The sequence below is a fragment of the Ammoniphilus oxalaticus genome (genome assembly GCF_003609605.1).
Classification (GTDB): domain Bacteria; phylum Bacillota; class Bacilli; order Aneurinibacillales; family RAOX-1; genus Ammoniphilus; species Ammoniphilus oxalaticus.
In genome coordinates this window covers 172481-196089 of sequence record NZ_MCHY01000008.1, presented here as the reverse complement: position 1 = coordinate 196089, position 23609 = coordinate 172481, and the positions used below count along the sequence as shown (strand labels likewise).

General features: G+C 44.2%; 23 protein-coding genes and 1 other annotated feature. Of the genes, 3 read left to right on the top strand and 20 right to left on the bottom strand.

What is annotated here, in order from left to right:
• Positions 1-253: 253 nt before the first annotated feature.
• From aspS to BEP19_RS17605, 4 genes are all read right to left on the bottom strand, one after another.
• On the bottom strand, positions 254-2035 hold the full coding sequence (aspS, locus tag BEP19_RS07145) for an aspartate--tRNA ligase (protein WP_120189163.1): 1782 nt from the start codon (positions 2033-2035) through the stop codon (positions 254-256).
• On the bottom strand, positions 2035-3318 hold the full coding sequence (hisS, locus tag BEP19_RS07140; protein WP_120189162.1) for a histidine--tRNA ligase: 1284 nt from the start codon (positions 3316-3318) through the stop codon (positions 2035-2037). The genes aspS and hisS overlap by 1 nt, the downstream gene beginning before the upstream one ends.
• A gap of 112 nt (positions 3319-3430) precedes the next feature.
• Positions 3431-3660 (bottom strand) — a binding site (T-box leader).
• 47 nt (positions 3661-3707) lie between these two features.
• Positions 3708-5219 carry a coproporphyrinogen III oxidase gene (locus BEP19_RS07135; protein WP_120189161.1) on the bottom strand — a complete coding sequence of 504 codons (1512 nt, stop codon included), beginning with the start codon at positions 5217-5219 and terminating at the stop codon, positions 3708-3710.
• 144 nt (positions 5220-5363) lie between these two features.
• Positions 5364-5537, bottom strand: a complete 174-nt coding sequence (locus tag BEP19_RS17605) for a hypothetical protein (protein ID WP_170145299.1) — start codon at positions 5535-5537, stop codon at positions 5364-5366.
• A gap of 196 nt (positions 5538-5733) precedes the next feature.
• On the opposite strand from BEP19_RS17605, the gene BEP19_RS07130 reads away from it, so the two are divergent.
• Positions 5734-7269, top strand: coding sequence for an N-acetylmuramoyl-L-alanine amidase family protein (locus tag BEP19_RS07130; RefSeq protein ID WP_120189160.1), 1536 nt, complete (start codon positions 5734-5736; stop codon positions 7267-7269).
• Positions 7270-7307: 38 nt separating this feature from the next.
• Here the strand turns inward: BEP19_RS07130 and dtd are convergent, their stop codons facing one another.
• From dtd to BEP19_RS07100, 7 genes are all read right to left on the bottom strand, one after another.
• Complete coding sequence (gene dtd, locus BEP19_RS07125; RefSeq protein WP_120189159.1) at positions 7308-7745, bottom strand: D-aminoacyl-tRNA deacylase; 438 nt, start codon at positions 7743-7745, stop codon at positions 7308-7310.
• A gap of 19 nt (positions 7746-7764) precedes the next feature.
• On the bottom strand, positions 7765-9948 hold the full coding sequence (locus BEP19_RS07120) for a RelA/SpoT family protein (protein WP_120189158.1): 2184 nt from the start codon (positions 9946-9948) through the stop codon (positions 7765-7767).
• A 165-nt stretch (positions 9949-10113) separates the two neighbouring features.
• Positions 10114-10626: an adenine phosphoribosyltransferase gene (locus BEP19_RS07115; protein WP_120189157.1), complete on the bottom strand. Its 513-nt coding sequence runs from the start codon at positions 10624-10626 to the stop codon at positions 10114-10116.
• A gap of 55 nt (positions 10627-10681) precedes the next feature.
• Complete coding sequence (locus BEP19_RS07110) at positions 10682-11617, bottom strand: cation diffusion facilitator family transporter (protein ID WP_245983414.1); 936 nt, start codon at positions 11615-11617, stop codon at positions 10682-10684.
• 69 nt (positions 11618-11686) lie between these two features.
• Entirely contained in the window at positions 11687-12601 is a 915-nt protein-coding gene (gene secF, locus BEP19_RS17955; protein ID WP_170145298.1) for a protein translocase subunit SecF, read from the bottom strand.
• The gene (gene secD / locus BEP19_RS17950) at positions 12591-13826 is read right to left on the bottom strand and encodes a protein translocase subunit SecD (RefSeq protein ID WP_170145297.1); all 1236 of its coding nucleotides are present in this window, start codon (positions 13824-13826) and stop codon (positions 12591-12593) included. Before secD ends, secF begins: the two co-directional genes overlap by 11 nt.
• A 183-nt stretch (positions 13827-14009) precedes the next feature.
• On the bottom strand, positions 14010-14258 hold the full coding sequence (locus BEP19_RS07100; protein WP_120189156.1) for a post-transcriptional regulator: 249 nt from the start codon (positions 14256-14258) through the stop codon (positions 14010-14012).
• 91 nt (positions 14259-14349) lie between these two features.
• Between BEP19_RS07100 and spoVB the strand changes: the two genes are divergently transcribed.
• On the top strand, positions 14350-15927 hold the full coding sequence (gene spoVB / locus BEP19_RS07095; protein WP_120189155.1) for a stage V sporulation protein B: 1578 nt from the start codon (positions 14350-14352) through the stop codon (positions 15925-15927).
• Here spoVB and BEP19_RS07090 read toward each other — a convergent pair.
• Positions 15924-16505, bottom strand: a complete 582-nt coding sequence (locus BEP19_RS07090) for a YetF domain-containing protein (RefSeq protein WP_120189154.1) — start codon at positions 16503-16505, stop codon at positions 15924-15926. The genes spoVB and BEP19_RS07090 overlap by 4 nt on opposite strands.
• Positions 16506-16680: 175 nt before the next feature.
• Here BEP19_RS07090 and BEP19_RS07085 point away from each other — a divergent pair, with 175 nt between their 5' ends.
• Positions 16681-17064 carry a TIGR04086 family membrane protein gene (locus BEP19_RS07085; protein ID WP_342767400.1) on the top strand — a complete coding sequence of 128 codons (384 nt, stop codon included), beginning with the start codon at positions 16681-16683 and terminating at the stop codon, positions 17062-17064.
• 728 nt (positions 17065-17792) lie between these two features.
• On the opposite strand, the gene yajC is transcribed toward BEP19_RS07085, so the two are convergent.
• From yajC to BEP19_RS07045, 8 genes are all read right to left on the bottom strand, one after another.
• Positions 17793-18122, bottom strand: coding sequence for a preprotein translocase subunit YajC (gene yajC / locus BEP19_RS07080; RefSeq protein WP_120189153.1), 330 nt, complete (start codon positions 18120-18122; stop codon positions 17793-17795).
• Between the two features lie 33 nt (positions 18123-18155).
• On the bottom strand, positions 18156-19286 hold the full coding sequence (gene tgt, locus BEP19_RS07075; RefSeq protein ID WP_120189152.1) for a tRNA guanosine(34) transglycosylase Tgt: 1131 nt from the start codon (positions 19284-19286) through the stop codon (positions 18156-18158).
• Between the two features lie 48 nt (positions 19287-19334).
• The gene (gene queA, locus BEP19_RS07070; protein WP_120189151.1) at positions 19335-20363 is read right to left on the bottom strand and encodes a tRNA preQ1(34) S-adenosylmethionine ribosyltransferase-isomerase QueA; all 1029 of its coding nucleotides are present in this window, start codon (positions 20361-20363) and stop codon (positions 19335-19337) included.
• 96 nt (positions 20364-20459) lie between these two features.
• Positions 20460-20678 (bottom strand): DUF2905 domain-containing protein, encoded by a 219-nt coding sequence (locus tag BEP19_RS07065; RefSeq protein WP_120189150.1) that lies wholly within the window; start codon positions 20676-20678, stop codon positions 20460-20462.
• 1 nt (position 20679) lies between these two features.
• The gene (ruvB, locus tag BEP19_RS07060) at positions 20680-21678 is read right to left on the bottom strand and encodes a Holliday junction branch migration DNA helicase RuvB (RefSeq protein ID WP_120189149.1); all 999 of its coding nucleotides are present in this window, start codon (positions 21676-21678) and stop codon (positions 20680-20682) included.
• A gap of 25 nt (positions 21679-21703) precedes the next feature.
• Positions 21704-22330 (bottom strand): Holliday junction branch migration protein RuvA, encoded by a 627-nt coding sequence (gene ruvA / locus BEP19_RS07055; RefSeq protein WP_120189148.1) that lies wholly within the window; start codon positions 22328-22330, stop codon positions 21704-21706.
• A 6-nt stretch (positions 22331-22336) separates the two neighbouring features.
• Positions 22337-22831: a crossover junction endodeoxyribonuclease RuvC gene (ruvC, locus tag BEP19_RS07050; protein WP_120189147.1), complete on the bottom strand. Its 495-nt coding sequence runs from the start codon at positions 22829-22831 to the stop codon at positions 22337-22339.
• A gap of 120 nt (positions 22832-22951) precedes the next feature.
• On the bottom strand, positions 22952-23572 hold the full coding sequence (locus BEP19_RS07045; RefSeq protein ID WP_170145296.1) for a BofC C-terminal domain-containing protein: 621 nt from the start codon (positions 23570-23572) through the stop codon (positions 22952-22954).
• Between the last annotated feature and the right edge of the window lie 37 nt (positions 23573-23609).

Below are 23609 nucleotides of genomic sequence, written 5' to 3'. Positions count from 1 at the left end.
TTTTCATTAAAAGAGTCCCATTATGCCGTACAATCCTTAGTTTTGAACCTGCTCAAAACTAATCCCTAAGAGAGGGTCCATCCTGTTCCTTTAGTTCCTGTTCCACAAAAATCACGGCTTCATTTCCTAAAGAAATCTGGAATTCTACATGTCTGAATGTTGGGCTCAAAACGTATCGGTTTTACGTACATCTCAGGACTCTTATAGCTTTATAATACTCTATAATTAAAGCGTTTGCAAGGCGTATATAAGTCTATTTTGTTACTTCTTCTGGTAATTGTAGGGAGATGCTTAATTCATCCAATTGCTTCTCGTCTACCTCTCCAGGAGCGTCTGTCATTGGATCGGCCGCGCTTGCTGTTTTCGGGAAAGCGATCACCTCGCGTAAGTTCGAGCGACCAGCCAATAACATTACAAAGCGATCCAATCCTAGGGCGATCCCCCCATGCGGCGGCGTGCCATACTCAAAAGCATCTAACAGGAAGCCGAATTTATCCGTGGCCTCTTCTTGGCTAAACCCAAGCGCTTTAAACATCTTCTCTTGAATATCGCGCTTATAAATACGCATACTGCCGCCGCCCACCTCAAAACCATTTAACACAAGATCATAGGCTTGGGCTCTAATTTGACCTGGGTCAGTATCAAACAATTCAAGGTCCTCTTCGACGGGCATTGTAAACGGATGATGTAAAGCAACATACCGTTTCTGGTCTTCGTCGTATTCTACGAGCGGGAAATCTACAACCCAGGCAAACTTAAACACGGAAGAGTCGATCAATCCTAACTCCTTACCAAATTTCGTACGAAGCGCCCCCAACGTATCGGCAACGACTTTCGCAGTATCAGCAACAAACAACAACAAATCCCCTTCACTTACAGCAAACCGCTCTTTAAACTGAGCCATCTCTTCCTTTGTAAAGAATCGCGCGATCGGTCCTCTTATTTCACCATCCTGATAAGCGATCCATGCAAGACCTTTTGCCCCGTATCGAGCGGCGAATCCCATCAAATCATCGACATCTTTACGGGAAAAATGACCGCACCCCTTTACGTTAATTCCTTTCACTTGCCCACCGCGTTCCACTGCGCCGCTAAATACTTTAAATCCACATGCAGCCGCAATATCGGACACATCTGTCAACTCCATGCCAAATCGTAAATCAGGCTTGTCCGAACCATATCGATCAATGGCTTCACGATACGTTAAGCGCTGGAAAGGCGCCTCTACTTTCAATCCGATCGACTGTTCACAAACTTGAGCAACCATTTTTTCCATCAACGGCAGTAACTCCTCCATCGTTAAGAAGGATGTTTCAATATCAACTTGCGTGAATTCAGGTTGACGATCCGCCCTTAAGTCCTCATCCCGAAAACAGCGAACAATTTGGAAATAGCGTTCATATCCAGACACCATTAACAATTGCTTGAACAATTGCGGGGACTGTGGCAAGGCAAAGAATTCACCGGGATGAACTCGGCTTGGCACTAAATAATCGCGCGCTCCCTCTGGCGTGCTTTTCGTTAACATGGGCGTTTCAATCTCAAGAAAATCATTTTCATCTAAAAAATCGCGAAACGCTTTACTCACTTTATGACGCAATATAATCGATTGTTGCATCGCTGGACGGCGCAAGTCTAAGTAGCGATACTTTAGTCGAATGTTCTCATCGACTTCCACTTGATCCTCTATTTGAAACGGCGGGTTTTTCGCTTCGTTCAATATTTCCACATCAGAAATATGCACTTCAATTTCACCCGTGCTAATCTTTGGATTCACTGTTTCCGCAGATCTTTCTACGATATTTCCTTTCACTTTTAAAACATACTCATTACGGACCCGATCACCGATCCGATGAGCTTCCTGATTGTATTCAGGGTTCATCACAATTTGAACTAGTCCGCTGCGATCACGGAAATCGATAAAGATGACACCGCCTAAATCCCGACGACGTTGAACCCATCCGCATAGTGTTACCTCTTGCCCAATCTCTGTCTTACTCAGTTTGCCGCATTGATGCGTACGGTAATAAGCCATTACTTTTCCTCCTCAATCGTATTCATATTAGTTGCTATAAAGTTTACGACCTCGTTTAAATTTACTTCTTGTTGTTCTCCAGTCGCCATCGTCCTGACGACAGCGATTCCTTTTTCAAGTTCATCATCGCCAATGATCAATGTGACGCGGGCCTGATTACGGTCCGCCGCTTTGAATTGAGCCCTCATCCGCCGCCCTTGATAATCTTTGTCAGCTCGCAGACCATGCTTACGCAATTTGTTTAATATACATACAGCCTCTTTCTCCGCTTGCTCGCCCACCGCAACGACATAACAATCCAGTTCACGTTTCACTGGCAACTCGATCTTTTGACTTTGCAACGTTAGCAGCACCCGTTCAATGCTCATTGCAAAGCCAATTCCCGGACTATCATGCCCGCCAATTGATTCGACTAATCCGTTGTAGCGGCCACCGCCGCAAATCGTTGTAATCGCGCCGAAGCCCTCCGCCATAATCTCAAAAGCTGTTTGCGTATAATAATCAAGTCCGCGCACCATTCTTGGGTTGACATGGTATGCGATCCCGAGACGGGTTAAGTGTTCCTTCACTTGCTCAAAATTAGGCGAACAATCATCACACAGATGTTCCGTAATGTTTGGCGCTTGTTTCGTAATCTCTTTGCATTTCTCAGCTTTACAATCCAAAATCCGTAGTGGGTTTCGATCAAATCGGGACTGACAATCTGCGCACAGTTCTTCCCGTCTCTCGCCTAGATGTTGGACAAGATGGTCTCGGTGAACAGGACGACACGTGTTGCAACCGACACTGTTGACTTCCAATCTTAAATCGTGTATCCCAAGTTCTTCATATAATCCCATTGCCAAGGCAATCACTTCCGCGTCGATTGACGGATCATACGATCCAAGCGCTTCTACACCGAATTGCGTAAACTGTCTCATACGCCCCGCCTGGGGACGCTCATAGCGAAACATTGGTCCAATGTAATACAGCTTTACTGGCTGATTTGGATCGCCAAACAGTTTGTGCTCCGCAAAAGAACGAACCACCGCCGCTGTCCCTTCTGGACGCAACGTAATATTCCTCCCGCCTTTATCTTGAAACGTGTACATTTCTTTCTCAACAATATCCGTTGTTTCTCCAACTCCGCGTTGAAAAAGTTCAGTATGTTCAAAAATAGGCGTTCTTATTTCCTTATAATTGAACCGCTGACATAAATCACGTGACTTCTGTTCAATAAACTGCCAAAGTTCCACTTCCCCTGGCAATACATCTGCGGTTCCTCGTGGAATATGAATCGACATTGTTTTGTTCATCCTCCTTTTCAATCACTGCTCCTACGCGCCCAACAAGCCTACCTCATGGGAATCTAAAAATAGGGGTAAACAGAAAAATCTCCCGCCACTGACAATAACCGTCAGGGACGAGAGATTATGATTCACCCGTGGTACCACCCTACATTGGAACTTACGATAAATTCCACTCATTCACATAACGCTGCGCGCGCCGATAGGCTACTCTCGTTCACCTATGGTCCTCAAGGATGTCGTTTCACGAACACTGTCTAGGGAAGTGATTTCAGCCTTGGTCACTTCCTCTCTGCGCTAGCCGATCTTGCTCGCTACTGTTCCTTTCACCGGATCAACTATTTAACTGTTTTCATGTTACTGATAACACGATTGGTTGTCAAGTTTTACGAAGAATATATAGATTCAAAGTGCTCGTCAAGCAACTTTAATTTGTCTTCTGTATATTTTTCAAACGCTAAGTTGTATGCCCGCGGCTCCTTCGGATTCGCAAATCGAGTAATTTTACCTGTGCGCGGATGAATGAACTTGCTGGACGCGCCGCAACCTAACCCAATGATTGTCTGAACTTCTTCCATAATCATAATATTGTAAAGACTTTCAAGTCCTGGTTTGGCGTAACCGACATTTTCTAAATTGCCCAATATATTTTTCTGTCGATACAAGTAATAAGGAACATACCCCTGTTGGGCGGTCCATCGTTCCGCTAACTTCATCATTTCCACAACTTCATCGCGGTCCGCTACTTTATACTTACTTTTATTTTGCGTCATTTCCGAGGCGCGTTTAAAAGAAAGGGTGTGCACAGTCAACGATTCGGGCATCAATTTTTCCGTTTCTCGCAACGTATGCTGGAATTCATCTAAACCTTCACCCGGCAATCCGATAATTAAATCCATATTTATATTATCGATGCCCATTTCCCGCGCCAACCTGAACTTTTCAATCGTTTCTTCAACTGTATGATGCCGACCGATCGCATCGAGCGTTTCTTGATGATATGATTGCGGATTAATACTGATCCGATCGATTTCAAACCGATTCAGCACAGCTAACTTTTCTGGGGTAATCGTATCAGGGCGCCCCGCCTCTACTGTAATTTCCCGAATGTCATTCACGTTTGGAAATGAATCAAACATCCGCCCATAAAGCGCCGCCATTTCCTCGGCAGATATGCTTGTCGGCGTTCCGCCGCCAAAATAAACCGTTGTGATCGCAATCCCGCGATTTTTCAACCATTCCCCAATTTGCTGCATTTCATAATGCAATCCACCCAAAAAAGAATCAACAGAACCCTGCTGTCCTTGGATCGAGTAAGCGGGGAACGTACAATAAGCGCATTTCGTTGGGCAAAATGGGATTCCAATATAAATACTGACCTCTTCGCCAAGCCGATAAAGATCTGGGGCCGCTTGTAGTTGTCGCTCCGTGATTTGTTGCATCAATTCCACTTTTTCCGCGGTGAGTAAATACTCCTCTTGAAGTTGTAATTGCGCCTGCTCAGCGCCCAAACCTTCCCTTCGCTTGCGATGCGCCAATTTTGTAGGTCGAATTCCTGTCAAAATCCCCCAAGGCTGTCGCATTCCTGTGTAGGCTTCTAATAAAAGTAACAAAGTCTGATGGATCACACGTCGACGATGCTTTCTTTTTTCTTCCGCATTGAAGTTGGACGGAAAAGACGCTTCTTGAAATTCTTCCGTCATTATATCTGTGTCTACAACGAGCAACTGAGCTTTTACTTGGATCATCTGCTCGCTTATATGTTCGATGAATTCCAACTGAAGTGTTGTTTCTTGTTCATTTGTAAAGATGACTTTTGCATCTTCAAAAAAGAGCTGAACGATATGGGCGACTTGCCGCTCCATCGTCCGATCAATCCCGATCACACGAATAAACATCTTTAAACTCCTTTTTAACTGAATTCAGCTGCAATCCCCTACTTTATTACATAAAGAAGTGAATGGGTATTCACTCCGATATAGCGGGCGTTCAAATTCTGGCTGAACCCCAGTTAATCTCTCCATCGGAGAAGCTTATCGTGTTTAATTTAACATTTCAGTAAATACTGCGCAAGAATTTGAGCGAATCCCTTTGCTGATTGGTTTGAACTGAATTCGCTCGTGATCATCAAATTCCATAATTTTATCCCGAAAATCGGTCCCGTTAATCGATCGCATTGACTGATTCACCTTCCAGGTTTTACTGCACGCTCTCATTGCCACTTCCCTCCCCTTCTCTTGATTCAGAACATGCTAAATGGTCGCCTACTAAAACTGCACATTCGTTATCCTCTGGTTCTTTTTATCTATTCTGCCCAATTCTGGTCTTTTGTTGCTTAAATATTGGAGGGTTTTTCAACTTGGTAACGAATGGTAACTGTTGGAAGGAATAAATTAGAAAGGATTATCATATATGTTACGTCGATCCCTATCATATGGACTTGCTCTTTCGTTAATGTTCAATGGAGTAAGTTGGTCAATAGCTTCACCAACATTAGCGGCTAAGGGACAAGGAACGGTTAAAATCGCGGTAAGTAAGTTGAACGTTCGGACGAAGCCTGGACTCAGCCACCCCGTGATAACACAGGTTAAACAAGAACAGCGATACACTGTTGAAGCTATTAAAGACGAATGGATTCAAATCAAATTAGATAATGGGGAAAAAGGTTGGATTGCCGATTGGCTTGTTGAAGTTGAACCAACCTCATTTAAGACGTTAAAGGACTTGAGGACCCCTCTTATCGATGGATTACAAGTTCGGACAGGCCCTAGCGCGGACTTCCGGTCAATCGCCACAATCAATCGTGGAGAAAAATTCACACAGGTTGAATCTAATGGCGATTGGACGAAAATTGAGCTGCCATCTGGCCAAACAGGATGGATTGCAAATTGGTTAAGCAACTCGGCGACAGCGGATGATAAAGACGAGGATGAGATCCGAGCGGTTGCAATCGCCACGAATCCCTTGTTAAACATCCGCGCTAAACCAAGCTCATCCTCTGAAATTATTGGACAATTAACGCAAAACGAGTCAGCCGAGATTTTAGCTCGTCAAGGGGACTGGACACAAATTCAACGGGATAATCTAGTCGGTTGGGTGGCGGATTGGCTGCTAGAAGAAGTGGACAGCGCAGCGCAGCCCGAAAATAAAGATCACGCCCCTTTCGTAAAAACATTAAAAAGTGGAACCCATATCCGTTCTGGTCCAGAAGAAAAACATGAAATTATCCATATCGCAAGTCAGGCTGAAGTGATTCCTGCCCTCGCCAAAGAAGGTGACTGGTTTAAAGTACGCTTAGAAAATGGTCAAACTGGGTATGTTGCTGGATGGATCGTCTCGGCCCATGGTCTACCCCCAGTCGAACGGAAGGAAACGAATCAGAGTCGTCATGGGACTCTGCAAGGAAAGGTCATTCTCATCGACCCTGGTCACGGTGGTAGTGACGCGGGGGCAGTGGGTCCACACTTAGGCACATTGGAAAAAGAAATCAATTTAAAAGTAAGCCGATTGCTTGGACAAAAATTGGAAGCGGCTGGAGCAACCGTACGGTTTACAAGATCAGACGATCGAAAGGTTTCCTTAGAAGATCGCGTCTACCTGGCCAATGTTCAAAATATCGACGCCTTTATTAGCATTCATCATAATACAATCGAAAACGAACAAATAAATGGAATTATCACTTACTTTTACGGAAATGATAAAAACCGTAAACTAGCGCATGCCATTCAATCAGAAACGGTAAACAGCACCGGTTTAACCGATCTTGAGGCTCGCTTTGGCAACTTCTTGATTCTAAGAGAGAATACGCGCCTTGCTGTGCTTTGTGAGCTTGGTTTCCTGACCAACTTCGAAGAGGAAGTAACGGTAAATACAGATACTTTTCAACAGCAAGCAGCGGCGGGGATCGTCAATGGACTCTTGCAATACTTTGCAAACGAAGAAAAATAACCAGGAAAGCTCTTGAGCTCGCCTGGTTATTTTTCTTCTTAACTTTCTACTATGAGCGTGACCGGACCATCATTGATCAAATTGACTTCCATCATGGCTCCAAAAACACCTGTTTGCACCTCAACCCCCTGCTCACGCAGCGCCTCGTTAAATAAATTATACAAGGGTTCAGCTTGTTCTGGACGGGCAGCCGCCATAAAATTAGGGCGTCTTCCTTTACGTGTATCACCATATAAAGTGAATTGTGAAATGGATAAAACGCTCCCATTTACATCTTTGACAGAATGATTCATCTTTCCGCTTTCATCTTCAAAAATTCGTAGGTTTGCAATTTTCTCGGCCAAATATCGAGCGTCTTGTTCCGTGTCGCTTTCCGTTATTCCAACTAATAATACAAGTCCAAATTCAATTTTACCGTTCACTCTTCCTTCGATCGTTACTGTAGATGCTTTAGAACGTTGCGCAACTACTCGCATCGCAAATTTTAACTCCTTCTTAGATGTTTAATACCCTTCTTACAGAATACACATCTTTAATCCGTTTAACCCGTTCAACAACTCTTTGCAGATGATTGTTATTTACAATCGCAATTGTCATATGAATTCTAGCCACTTTATTTTTGTCCGCTTTCCCCTCGACAGCAATGATATTTGTTTTACTGTCTGACACTTCGCTCAATACTTCATTTAAAAGACCGCTGCGATCATGCCCTGTGATTTCAATATCGACATTGTATTCCTGGGTGAATTCTTCTTCCCATTCAACCGGAATAAACCGATCTTGCTCGACCTCATTTTGAATATTCGAGCAGTCGGAACGGTGAATTGATACCCCTCGTCCTCGCGTAATAAAGCCAACGATCGCATCACCTGGAATCGGTGTGCAGCACCGAGAGAAGCGAACCAATAAATTGTTGACGCCCTTGACAGAAATACCTTGATCTGGTCTTTTCCGCCGATGAAAATCTTGTTGTTTGAACTCAGGAACCGATTTTTCCTCGCGGTTTTTTCTGATTTTCTCCGTTACGCGCGTCACAAGTTGGGCCGCTGTTAAACCACCATACCCGATCGCCGCATACATATCTTCTTCATTATTAAAATTAAATTTGTTCGTCGCTTCGGCAAGGTTTTCCGAACTCAAAGCCTCTTTCGGTTCAAAACCTTGTTTTTTCAGTTCATTTTCAACAAGTTCTCTGCCCTTTAAAACATTTTCGTCTCGCTTTTCCTTTTTAAACCACGCCTTAATCTTATTCTTTGCCTGTGACGACTGGGCTATTTTCAACCAATCCCTACTTGGGCCATAGCTATGTTTAGATGTGAGCACCTCAACAATATCGCCCGTCTTTAGCGAATGATCTAACGTAACAATTTTATTGTTTACTTTCGCTCCAATACACCGATTTCCGACCTCAGAGTGAATTCGGTAAGCAAAATCAAGCGGCACAGAACCTTTTGGCAGTTCGATGACATCGCCTTTTGGAGTAAATACGAATACAACATCCGTAAATAAATCCATTTTTAGCGATTCCATAAACTCTTGAGCATCTTTTGCATCGTCTTGCCATTCTAAAATTTCTCTAAACCAAGTTAGCTTACTTTCAACTGAGTCTTTACTTGCCCCTTTTCCTTCTTTGTACACCCAGTGCGCGGCAATCCCATATTCCGCGGTGCGATGCATTTCATACGTGCGGATTTGCACCTCAAGAGGCTCCCCGTTCGGTCCAATCACGGTCGTATGCAACGATTGATACATGTTCGCCTTTGGCATCGCAATGTAATCCTTAAATCGGCCAGGCATTGGCTTCCAAAGTGTATGAATGATGCCAAGCGTTGCGTAACAGTCACGTATATCCTCGACAATGACGCGGACAGCAAGTAAATCATAAATTTCGTTAAACTCTTTACTTTGCGTGATCATCTTGCGGTAAATGCTATAAAGATGCTTAGGCCGACCTGAAATATCCGCATCAATACGCATTTCCTTTAATCGGTGACGGATCTCCTCCATCACTTGCTCGATATATTTTTCACGTTCCGTTCGTTTCTTTTGCATCAAATTGACAATGCGATAGTATTGTTGAGGATTGATGTAGCGTAACGCGATATCTTCCAGTTCCCACTTAATTGAAGCAATCCCCAGCCGATTCGCCAAAGGAGCAAAGATCTCCATCGTTTCATTGGCAATCCTTCTTTGTTTTTCTTCAGGAAGATGTTTTAACGTCCTCATGTTGTGTAGACGGTCCGCTAGCTTGATAAGAATGACGCGCACATCCTGAGCCATCGCCAAAAACATTTTACGATGATTCTCAGCTTGCTGTTCTTCTTTTGATTTGTACTTAATCCGACCCAATTTTGTAACCCCATCAATAAGGTTAGCTGTATCTTCTCCAAATATTTGTTTAATTTCATCAAGAGTAACAGATGTATCTTCAACAACATCATGCATGAAACCGGCAGCGACAGTAACCGCATCCATTTGCATGTCAATCAAAATTTCCGCAACGGCAATCGGATGGACAATATAAGGCGCGCCTGATTTGCGTACTTGCCCTGCGTGGGCATCCCGCGCAAGTTCAAAGGCGCTCATTAGCATATCTACATCTTTCTTAGGAAGATACCTTTTTGATTTGGCAATCGCTTGTTCAGCAACGTGTTCAATTGCAACAGTATCCACGCTCATATAAAATTCACCCTTCGCCTATTCGAACCTGTATTTTATCTTCCATTATCTTTGAATATATATCGATTGTAAAGCTTCATCATTCAAAAAAGCAATATTCCTACCCTCCTATATTTACGGAATTGTTGCAGGAATATTGCTTTTTATTAAATTGATTATGATAATTTAATATTTCACAAGGGAAAATACATCGACATCGCTGATTTTTTCCCTGCCTTTTAGATACGTTAGCTCGATTAAAAAAGCCGCCCCGGCAATTTCCCCACCGAGTTGTCGAACAAGATTGACCGTTGTTTCAATCGTTCCCCCCGTCGCCAACAAATCATCGGCAATCAATACGCGTTGCCCCGGTTGAATTGCGTCTTTATGCATGGCCAGCTGGTCTTTACCGTATTCCAATTCATACTCAAGGCTGACTACTTCACCTGGCAATTTTCCGGATTTACGCACTGGAGCAAAGCCAACACCTAACGCATACGCTAAAGGCGCTCCGATTACAAACCCCCGCGCCTCCGGACCCGCAATCACATCAATTTTTAAAGACCGAGCGTACTCAGCCATTTCGTCGACCATGTCTTTATATGCCTGCCCGTCCTTTAAAAGTGTCGTTATATCTTTAAATCGAACACCTTCCTGTGGAAAGTCAGGAATAACGCGTATTGCCTTCTTGAAATCCATGCCAAAAATCCCCCTCAACAACTACATTTTTTATACAAGTCTTATTTACGTGCAATCAATGCTGGAGTTCAGACGGACTGGAATCAAAATCACTATAATACGGATTAATATGAACCATCACATCATGAACATTATCAAAATCTGAGATCAGCCTCATTTTTACACTCTTACCAATCGCATGACCTTTTTCAACCGTTATATTCGGTTTAACTGCTATTTTTACGTCAACGATCACGTAATGACCATGTTCTCGGGCCAGTAATTGATCAACAGCAAGCACGCCATCCACTTTTTCTACCGCTTCCACAAGACTTCGCGCATCATCTGAGCGCATCACATGATCCAATGTATTATGTATAGATTCTTTCATGATATCATATGACATCTTTAATACGAGTAACGAGACGATAATTCCAGCGATTGGATCTAAATAAAGCAGGAATGGATGTCCGTATTTACTTCCTATGATCGCTCCGCCGATCCCCACCATTGCCGCTAAAGAAGAATAAACGTCCGAACGATGCTCCCAAGCATTCGCGATTAAAGCTGGACTTTTTAACCTTTTACCTAAGCGATACTTGTATCGAAACATGGCTTCTTTCAACGCCATCGAGACAAACGCGGCGAAAACAGCAATCAAGCCCGGGGAGCTAAGCGGCTGAAACAAAGCCTTGATCGAACCATAGCCGACTTGCAAGCCAATAATGAACAGCAGCATTCCGACAATCATTGCCGTGATTGATTCAGCCTTCCCATGTCCATAGGGATGATCTTCATCTGGCGGCTTTTTCGCGGCGCGCAGTCCAATTAACACAGCTAATGACCCGACAACATCGGATGCGGAGTGAACTGCGTCGGCTACTAATGCCTTACTGTTTGCGGAAAGACCAATGATCCCTTTCCCGACTGCTAGACCGATATTTCCAACAATACCGAGCCACGCGGCAAACTCCGCTTTCTTAAAACGATCTTCACTCATAGCGATCAACATCTGCCCTCTTCATGTTATAGTAAAAACCCGCGGGATCACGTCCCGCGGTGTTCATAACTAGTTTGCGCCTTAGCTGGCTTCATTATTTGTAAGCGGGCGTTTTTTGAAAAGCTCTTTGCCTTTCCAATCCAACCATAATTGCGCCGCAATAAAGATTGAGGAGTACATTCCGAAAACTAAGCCGACCGTTAACGCCAATGCAAAGTTACGAATACTCTCACCGCCAAAAATAAGTAAAGCAACAGAAGCGAACAATACCGTAATAACTGTGTTTAACGATCGAACGATCGTCTCTTGAATACTCACGTTGACGACCTTCTCCAGGTCTTCCATCCCCTTAACTTTATAACGGGGCAAGTTTTCCCGAATCCGATCAAACGTTACGATCGTGTCGTTAATGGAATATCCGACAATCGTTAAGATCGCAGCGATGAAAGTTAAGTCCACTTCAATCTTAAAAATAGAGAATACAGCAATCACGGCAAATGCGTCATGCAGCAAGGCAAGCACGCCTGTCACCGCAAATCGGTATTCAAAGCGGATTGTTAAGTAAATAATAATTCCGAGTGACGCGAGACCCACTGCATAGATTGCTTGACGGACCAATTCACGGGCCATCATCGGGTCAACGGAGCTTTCCTCAATATCGACTTGCTCGCCATACTTTTCCGTAAGAGCCGTTTTCGCGCTTGCAACTTGTTCTTTACTCAACGCTTCAGTAAACCGAACCGCGGCCCGTTCTTTTTGATTCCCTGCTGTCTCAATCGTTCCAGGAGTAAGACCAACCGTTTGCAATTCAGCGCGAACATCCTGTTCCGCAAACGTTTCCCCAACTAACACATCCAACCTTGTCCCGCCTTGGAAGTCAACGCCAAGGTTAAAGCCGAACACAAGAATGGCGATAATCCCAATAATTTGAATAAAACCAGATATTGTAAAGAAAACCTTCCGTTTACTTACATAATCTATGTTTTTAAAGTTCATTGATCTCACTCTCCTTTACGCCGTAAAACCAAGGCTTACGCAGCGCATTGGAGCGAACCCAGATCGACAGCAATAATCTTGTGCCAAGTACGGCAGTCAACATCGTCATCACAATCCCGACCATCAATGTCACGGCGAAACCTTGAATGGAGCTTGTCCCGAAATAAAACAGCACGGCTCCCGCAATCATCGTCGTGATATTTGCGTCTAAAATCGTCGAGAGTGAACGACGCTGTCCCGCTCGCACAGCGGAAGTCAACGATTTACCCGCTCGCAGTTCTTCCTTGATCCGCTCATACGTAATAATATTAGCGTCAACCGCCATCCCAACGGTTAAAATAAAGGCGGCAATCCCAGGCAAAGTCAATGTCGCATGCATCCAATTTAGGACAACTAAGATCGTATACATATAAGCGACCAGTGTAACAATCGCAATAATGCCTGCCCATCTGTAAAAAAGGAACATAAACAAAAAGATAGCTCCAACCCCGATAATACCGGCAAAAATAGCCTTATCTAGAGACTCCGCCCCTAATTTAGCTCCGACACTGTTTGAATAAATCTCTGTCATCTCAACAGGCAACGCGCCCGCATTTAAGATATTCGCCAACTGTGTTGCTTCTTCTACAGTGTATTCTCCCGTAATCGAAGCATTCCCGCCAGAGATAACACTTTGTACTTCTGGACTTGTCAAAATTTGTTCATCAAGCGCAATGCTAATCCGCTGATGTAAATATTCTCTTGTGATATCCTCAAACTTTTGCGCATTTGCTAGCTTCAAAGAGATAAAAGGACGGTGAAGTTCATCATATTGGACAGACGCTCCATCCTTGGCTAGATCGTTCCCCGTCATTAATTCTTCCCCATTCGGACCAAGAAACGCTAGTCTGGCCGGTTCGCCTAACAATTTTCTCGCCTCTTCTTGGTTCGTCACCCCGGCTAATTTAACGCGAATCCGATCTGAACCTTCAATTGCGATTTCCGGTTCAGCAACCCCGAGAATGTCGATCCGTTTTAAAATCGCTCCAACAGTATCTTTCATCGTATTTTTGGTTAGTTCCTGTCCTTCTTCAATTGGCTTAACCTCATACAACGTCTCGAATCCGCCTTGTAGATCGAGGCCAAGCGTGATTCCCCCGATCACTCCTTTAGCGGTCGTTCCGATCAAGGCAAACGTGATCCCTACAACCGCTAAAAAGGCGACAATTCGGTTCCATTTAATCATGGTTGTTCTTTTCCTCCTTTTATCTCTCTAAATCCAAGACACAAATTAGCAAGTTTTTATCTTCGTACACCGAAGTGTAATTGATTATCTCACCGCGTCTTTTTATTCAACACGACCATTATACGCATCTGTGAAAATCGAGTCAATTATTGGCTTAACACTTCAGAAAAGGAAGGATTTAGTCTATATTTCCCCACGATACATTTTCATCATCATCCAATTCATAAATTTCGTAACGGTTAACGACAAAATGTCATTGACCACTTTGTGCAATGGCGGTACTTCTTGCGCATAATTTGTCGACACACATTCCCAAATTTCGTCGGCGCTTACTTGTTCATAACCGAGCAGATGAAACTCTTCCGCTTTACTCTGACAAATCGCGCCCATTTCACGCTCCAATTCCTCCAGACTACGTTCTACTTGAGCCATCCTGTCCCCCCCTTTTTTTATTTGGTCTTGTCCCTATTGTACATGCATAAGATGTCTATGTAAGTATTAGCAAACAGAAGGAGCTCTCGGGATGTCAAAGCAATCATTCTTTAAAGGTACTTTAATCCTCGTTGGTGCGGGATTGATTACAAAATTGATGGGCTTTATCAATCGGATTTTTTTATCGAGAATTATCGGAGCGGAAGGAATGGGTCTCTATCAAATGGCCGTTCCGACGATGTACCTTGTGATCACTCTAACACAGTTTGGCTTGCCGATCGCGATTTCCAAACTGATTGCCGAAGCGTCTGTAAAAAAGGATAAGCAAAAAGTAAAATCGATTTTAAAAATATCATTGCTGCTCGTTTCTGTCCTTAGCGTTATCTTTACGACAGCGATGATCCTCGGCGCCCCTTTAATTTCAAAGTATATGCTCACCGATCAACGCGTGTATTGGTCTTTGATCGGAATCGCGCCGATTATTCCCATCGTGGCCGTTACATCGATCATTCGGGGATACTTTCAGGGGAAACAAAATATGATCCCTACCGCTACCTCCCAATTAATCGAACAGTTCGTACGCATCTTTACCGTGCTCATTCTTGCTTCTTATTTTATGCCGTATGGTGTCGAATACGCCTCTGCTGCGGCGTTAGTTGGCGTGGTGATCGGAGAATTGGCGGGAATGATCTCCTTGTTTTATCAATTTAGACGGAAAAACTTCATGCCAATTTGGGTCGGCTCTAAAATGAGGCATGCCCTTCGCCGACATAGCGATACAATCAAAGGTTTGCTACGCATCGCCGTTCCCGTCACGTCTGGACGTTTGATCGGTTCGCTCACATTTTGGATTGAGCCGATTGTTGTCGCCCAAAGTTTAGCGATCGCTGGACTAACGACCGCAGCGGCCACAGCTTACTATGGTCAATTGCAAGGAATGGCCATGCCATTGCTTACTTTTCCGACTTTCTTTACTTATTCTCTAGCTGTTTCGCTCGTTCCTGCCGTAGCTGAAGCGCGCGCCGCAAATAACTGGAAAATGGTCCATCGACGCATATACCAGTCATTGCGGATCGCTCTCGTGATTGGCGCTCCCTTCACTGTGCTACTGTTTATCTTCGCTGAACCGTTAGCGCAAGTCATTTACGGTTCAACGGAAGTTGGGACAATTATGAAGGTGATGGTTCCCTTTTGCCTATTTCTATATTTTCAGGGACCACTAGCCGCGGCCCTGCAAGGTTTAGATTACGCCCATGCCGCAATGAAAAATTCCATCTATGGAGCCGTCATTAAAACGGTCGCCATTCTCTTTTTAGCAACCCAACCTGCCCTTGGAACACATGGTATTACGATCGCGATTAGCATTGGAATCGTGTTAGTCAGCTTGCTTCACTTTTTTAGCGTGGTCAAGCTCACCCAATTTACAATAGATATTAAAGACCCGCTAAAGGTCATGCTTGCCATGGGTTTAATGGGATTCGCAGGTGCCTATTTATTTGAGATCTTAACCTCGCGCTACCCACTGCCAATCACTTTATTAATCGCTTCCATAGGGGCGATGCTCATTTACGCAGTGGCGCTCGTTTGGTTAAGGGTTCTTGGTAAACAAGACGTGCAACGAATCCCGGGTGTAGGGAAGCTGCTCGCTCCCTTTTTTAAAGCGCGTTAATTTTTCTTATCCAAAAAAACGCGTCCATGACTATCCATACTACAGTAGGCCACTTCATTAAAGCGTCGCGCGCCAAACTTCTGAACTTCGTTTTTTAACCAAAACCGCGTTTGACCAATCTGTTGCAAGTTCTCATCAAACACGCGACCGTCAAGAATAAGCAATAACGGAAGTGGTCCTATTGGATATTGCGTGACAACCGATTCCATCTCCGCCATTTCGATATCTGCCGCCGCGGTGCGTAATGGTGATACAGATGAAGACGGAGCAGATGTAGTTTCCCTTTGGTTTCGATTTTTGGTGGTTTCGGTTTGCTTCTCGTTCTGGTCGCTCGCGCCTTGAGTACGGAAAATCGGTCCGAAAAGTTGATGCAATGCCAGCATCAATCCAATCGGCAGCAAAATCATCGATAAAGGCTCACTAGGCCGATCAATTCCAATTATCGACAATTGGGCTATGATAAACGCAATTAACAAGTCAGCTAGCGACACTTTTTTACTTTTAAAAAGGAGATGCATAGCCAACATGATCAGAAAATAGAAAAACAAGGCGCGGATCATAAGGATAACTAAATCCATTGGAATCCTCCTCGTTACAGCGATTATTTCCTAGTTTGAACTTGACGGGTAACATCTATGTAATCGAATCTTTACCAACTCACCCATTTTTCAAAGTTAGACAGCCTGTCATAAACAGCCCTGTCCCAACATAGATTGTACAAATTGCATATTTATTTTGGGAGGGTTTTTAACTATGAAAACGATCGCTAGTTCGTCTTCTCCGATCATCACGGGGGCGCTTACCACACTTGGGCTCGTCGTCATTGGCTCACTACTTACATCGTTGTTGTTGCATTTTAGTCAAATGAGTGAGCTCACTTTACCTTACTTCACTTACAGTATTAATGGATTGAGCTTATTAATTGGCGGATACATAGCTGGGCGAAGAGGGGGACAAAAAGGATGGTATTTTGGCGGCTTAACAGGAGTGGCTTACTTTATACTTGTCTTTCTTATCGGATTTCTTGCTTTTGATGTTGCCCCCCAACTTTCCGTGCTCTTATTTTTGGTGATCGCTTTCGTCGTCGGCGCGCTTGGCGGAGTGCTTGGTGTCAACTTGTCACAGTCAACTAAATAAATCAATACTTGGGTTACATGGGGTCGTCCAGTGAAGCGGTGAAAAGCCGTTGTCTCGGGGCCCCCTTTTTGTTTGAAAGGGTGGCTGCGGATTTAAGGGTGATTTTGAGGGGATAAGCTATTTCACGATGTGGCGCGCTGCAGTGTAAGGCTGCGCGTAAATGGGATCGACTCATTGTTTCTAGCGGGAGATTTGACCGTTACAGCAGAGCTTTTCATTGTAATTCATTCTGTAAGGGGCTTCCAGACCTTTACATTCATAATATAGATGTATTTATCTGGATCGGAGGCTCTAGCGGGAGTATCGGCCGTTGCAGAGGCAATTCTTCATCCGTCTATTCTGTAACGGGAGATTTGACCATTACAGAAGGGTCGAGATGTTGTATCTCGCCACGCTGATCCAAACGACGACTGCCCATAGTTGTCTAAAGTCCACTTATGTAAACTTGAGGATGAGATTTGACCAAAGTTAGTTGTCGCAAGTCCATCTATTGAGCTCTCTACCCCTTTTTCAGGCAGATAAATCACCTTAGTTGACAGATGTCCATCTATTGGGCCTACCAAATCGGTTGTACCCTACTTAGTTGACAAAAGTCCAACTAACTCGATCCATCTTCGCTTCAATTTACATCCCAGCCGCAACACTTCGAAACCTTAACCCGCCTTAACCCCAAAATAATAACAGGCGCAAGAAAAACATACGTTTCTCTCACGCCCGCTACTTCGCATCTAAGTTGTCGTTAGAGTTTCAGTATCAGTATCAGTGTCAGCATCACTTGCTTTTACCTGATTGATCGCTTGTCTGTCGATGGTAATTTGGATGTTATCAGCAATTTGAAGTTGTACACTGCCATCATCTAATGACATGATCGTCCCATGAATTCCACCAATCGTAACAATTTTATCTCCTACCTTTACCGCGCCTAACATCGCGTTCCTTTGCTTTTGTCTCCGTTGTTGCGGACGAATCAGTAGAAAATAAAAAATAGCAACCATTAGAATAAGAGGTATAAAGGATCCGCCTAACCCCCCTGGTGGTGACGCCGCTAGTTCAACCATAAACAATCCCTCCTTCATTATATATAAAAGTGTCTAGAAAGACCTTTCTTCACTTAGACCATACTGCTCAAAAAATTCATTTCTAAAATCCAACAAGCAGTCGTTCATAATCGCATCTCTCACATTTTCCATCAACCTTATTAAAAAGTGAAGATTGTGATACGAGGTCAAGCGCAGTCCCAAAATTTCATCCGCATGGAACAAGTGGCGAATATAAGCTTTGGTGTAGTTGCGGCACGTATAACAATCGCATTGTGGGTCAAGCGGTGTGAAATCCTCCTTAAATTTAGCGTTTCGAATGACGAGTCGACCTTCGCTAGTCATACAAGTTCCATTGCGAGCGATTCTCGTCGGCAAAACGCAATCAAACATATCAATGCCTCGAATCGAAGCATCGATTAACGCGTCTGGCGAGCCTACCCCCATTAAATAACGCGGTTTACCCGCTGGCAATAGTGGAACCGTATAGTCAAGAACTTCATCCATGATTGATTTCGGTTCACCTACACTCAGTCCGCCGATCGCATAACCTGGCAAATCAAAGGAAGTGATTTCCTTAGCGCTTTGTTCACGAAGGTCACGGTACATTCCACCTTGAACAATCCCAAACAAAGCTTGATCCTCGCTACGGTCGTGCGCGGCGATACAGCGCTCCAGCCATCGTGTCGTGCGTTCCAAAGAGCGCTTCACATAATCATGCTCCGCAGGGTAAGGGGCGCATTCATCAAAAGCCATAATAATATCAGCGCCAAGGTCATTTTGGATTTCAGTGGCGCGCTCTGGACTTAAAAAGAGTTTTGCCCCGCTCAAATGGGAACGGAAATGAACGCCTTCCTCTTCAATTTGTCTCAATTTACTTAGACTAAACACTTGAAAACCGCCGCTATCTGTTAAGATTGGTCGGTCCCAATTCATAAACTGGTGCAGTCCACCGGCTTTTTTTACGATGTCGTGACCCGGTCTTAGAAACAAATGATATGTATTACTTAAAATAATCTGAGCATCCATCTCTTTTAATTCTTCAGGACTCATTGCTTTGACGGTTGCTAGTGTGCCAACAGGCATAAAGATCGGTGTTTCGATCGTCCCATGAGGGGTATGTAACCGACCTCGTCTGGCGCCTGTTTGTTTGCATGTTTTGATCAGTTCATATGTAACGGCCAATCTTCAATTCCTCCACTCTAAAACATCATTATACATGAAAAGAAGCGGTTAAACGATAAACATCGCATCCCCAAAACTGAAAAAGCGATATTCGTTTTGAATCGCTTCATGATAGGCGCGCAAAATAAGTTCCCTGCCTGCAAAGGCGCTTACCAACATCACAAGAGTTGACTTAGGCAAATGAAAATTCGTAATCATCCCGTCAACAATTGAAAAGGAATAGCCGGGATAGATAAATATATCGGTCCATCCATCGCCTTCGACAATCGTTCCGTCGTGAGAACTCGCTACCGTTTCTAAAGCGCGAGTCGCTGTGGTGCCGATCGCGATGACTCGCTTTCCTTCGCTTTTTGCGCGATTGATCAATGCTGCATTTTCTTCTGATATTGAATAGTATTCCGCATGCATTTTATGTTCCGTAATCTCATCAACCTGAACGGGTCGAAACGTCCCTAGCCCAACATGCAACGTGATATAAGCAATCTGGATTCCTTTTCGGCGAATTTGTTGCAAGTACGCTTCGCTAAAGTGAAGTCCCGCTGTCGGAGCAGCGGCAGAACCTGGATGTTTCGCAAAAACCGTCTGATATCGTTCCGCATCATTTAATTGTTCTTTAATATACGGCGGAAGCGGCATTTGCCCAAGTTCATCGAGTATCTCGTTAAATATTCCTTCATATTCAAATCGGACCACCCTGCCGCCGGCAGACGTATAGCCTTCACAGACCCCAGTCAACTTTCCATCGCCAAAACTAAGCGTCGCTCCCTGTTTTATTTTTTTGCCTGGTCGAGCAAGAGTTTCCCACCGATCATCCGCGAGTTGCTTCAATAACAACAATTCAACTTTTGCCCCTGTATCTTGCTTCACACCAAACAATCGAGCTGGCAAGACGCGAGTATCATTTAAAACAAGCAGATCACCCGCTTGTAAATACCCTAGCAAATCAGTAAATTTTCGATGTTCAATCTTCCCCGTTTGCTTATCTACGGCAAGCAGTCGTGAAGCTGTACGCTCTTGCAGCGGGGTTTGAGCAATTAATTTTTCCGGCAAATCAAAATCAAATAATGTTACGTCCACATCTGTCCCATCCTTAATCCATCTGGCTTCATTCTATAGTTCTAGTTTTACAAGTTTCCCTCGCCGCCATACCTAACAAACGCGCCCCAACACGATTTATCTAAACAACCGCATAATATAAAATAGGAGCGACAACACGATGCTTACGATGATACTTGTCATAAGCGGGAAATAAAAACGGAAATTTTCCTTTTCTACAACGATATCTCCGGGTAATCGGCCCAGATTAAGGAATCGGCCGCCGAATTGCCACACAATTCCTACAGCAACCATCACCAGCCCACTTATGATCAATAATTTCGCGACAGGATTCACCTTATGTCGGCACCTCCCGATTGAAATGTTCGTAAGCTAAGCGCGTAACGATTCGCCCGCGCGGCGTCCGTTGTAGAAAACCGATTTGCAGCAGATAAGGTTCATACACATCTTCAATTGTATGGGCTTCTTCTCCGATCGTGGCCGCAATTGTTTCAAGACCAACGGGTCCCCCAGTAAACTTGTCGATAATCCCTAAGATCAATTTACTGTCAATGTCGTCTAGACCAAGCCGATCAACCTGCATCCTCTCTAAAGCTTTCTCTGCGACATGCTCTGTTATACGCCCGCTACCTTCGACTTGAGCAAAATCGCGCACTCTTTTTAATAAGCGATTCGCGATCCGCGGAGTTCCCCTCGAACGCATCGCAATTTCTTTGGCGGCTTGAGTCGCAATTTCCATATCTAAAAGTTCAGCCGTTCTCTCTACAATAAAGGAAAGTTCATCCAAATGATAGTACTCCAGCCGACTAACCACACCAAATCGGTCTCTTAGTGGCGAGGATAACAATCCCGCTCGTGTTGTCGCCCCAATTAATGTAAATGGAGGCAGATCAAGTCGCACGGATCGCGCGCTCGGTCCCTTCCCAATAATGATATCGAGCCCAAAGTCTTCCATTGCGGGATAGAGCACTTCCTCGACACTGCGATTTAAACGGTGTATCTCATCAATAAATAGTACATCGCCATGTTGCAAGTTTGTCAAAATAGCCGCTAAATCGCCAGGTCGCTCAATCGCCGGTCCTGACGTCGTTCTAAGCTGCACGCCCAATTCGTTCGCAATGATCATCGATAACGTCGTCTTACCGAGTCCGGGGGGACCGTATAACAAGACGTGATCTAGTGACTCCTTGCGCATTTTGGCAGCTTCGATATAGACCTTCAAGTTTTCTTTGATCTGTTGTTGCCCTATGTATTCATCTAAAAAGCGCGGTCGAAGGCTCAATTCCATGCCAATGTCTTCTTCAGACATTTGCGCCGAAATAATCCGATCATCCATCCCTTCCCGCTCCCCTTCATTTCATTTATGAACTAATGAACAATTGCAAAGCTTTTTTGATCAACTCTTCCGTTGAATCTGTCTCTCCATGTAACTTAGCCATCACTTTCCGCACTTCATTTTCCGAATAACCTAAGGCCAATAGCGCTTCGCTCGCCTCATTAAAAGCGGTTGTGATCGATGACGACGTTTGAATCGTTTGCCCCTCTGCCATTGGGTCGGCCAAAAGTCCATCTGCAGAGCCAGGGATCAGGAATTCGTTCAGTTTGTCTTTCAATTCCAAAATCATTCGTCCCGCCGTCTTCTTTCCAACTCCCGGAAATTTAGTTAGAAAATTCATATCTTCATGTTGAACCGCTGTCACGATTTGATGCGGTTCAGCAGCGGCAATAATCGCCAATGCGCCTCTTGGACCAATCCCTGTCACATCGAGTAATTTACGAAACAAGCCACGTTTATCCCGCGAGCGGAATCCGTACAGTGAAATCGCGTCATCCCTAACATGATGATGTGTATAAACGCGTAAACTTTCCTTTACTTTCATTGCGTAAGGATTCGGGCAAAAAATCCGATACCCGATCCCTTGCGTCGTTTCCAGCACGACGGAATCCGATTCTACATATTCTACCTGACCATCGATAAAGTCGATCATCGTTATTTATTCTCCATTCATTCGTATTTCTATATGAGAGGAATGAGCATGGGTAATCGCGATACCTAGCGCATCCGCAGTGTCATCCGGTTTCGGAGCTTCCTTCAAATGCAATAAAAGTTTAACCATTTCCTGAACTTGCCTTTTTTCCGCCTGTCCGTACCCGACAACGGCCTGCTTCATTTGCAATGGCGTGTACTCGTAAACAGGCATTGCAGCTTGCTCCGCGGCTAAGACCATCACTCCCCTTGCTTGTCCAACAGAAAACGCCGTCGTCACGTTTCGATTAAAAAAGATCTTTTCAATAGCCATTACTTCTGGCTGATACTTCTCCAGAATACTCGTGAGCGCCTCATATATTTGCTTCAACCTTAACGGTTCTGGCGTATGCGCTTTCGTTCGCAGGCATCCATACTGAATTGGGATGAGCCTACTTCCTTGTTTCTCAATGATGCCAAAGCCAACAATGGCAATCCCTGGGTCGATGCCAATAATTCGCATTTTTTCCTCCCACTTCTTTTTATCCTCTATTTTACACTATATCAAAACATACGAACATATGTCTTCCATTAAAAATTAAAAGGAGCTAGCCTAGATCATTAGGTTAGCTCCTATCTGTCCCTACTCATCCACCGCTTGTCGATGATGGGATGACAAACTTTCATCCGAATATTCTCCGTATGTCGATAAAATACTATTGTATTCCGCCAAGTCATGGATCCGAATCCCTTGTTTTAAAAGGTCGAGATCATTTTGAAATAACCCGGATTCGAATTTATCTGTATTGATTTGGAAAAAAGTTTGAATCACTTTTTGTTCTTGTGGCGGTCCTTCAAACAATGTCAAAACTTCCCCATCCGTTAAACCGAAATAGCCATGTTCCTTGCACATAGGCGCCAAATCATGTTCTAACTTCTTAAATACATAACGATTGTCTTGTTTGGAAACGAGTTCCCAATCACTATATTCCTTAAACAATTGATCAGATGAAGAAACCGTTTTGGTTACCTTTTCCTCTTCCTCTACACCGCAAACGTACGTTTTTTGCAATGTAACCATTACTTGCTCTTGAGCAAGCGCGGGTTTAGCCCATTTCGCTTGTTCGTTCACTTTTGTACTGCTATTCAAGTTCAGTGTGTCCATCATCAGCCATGCCGATCCCACAAGTATAGCTAGCACGAGAGCGCTAATTAAACCAAGGAAAAAACCATGGGGTTTCAGACTTTTTCTATTATTACGCATAAATACCCCTTCTTCGCTTTTAACTCCATTTATCCCC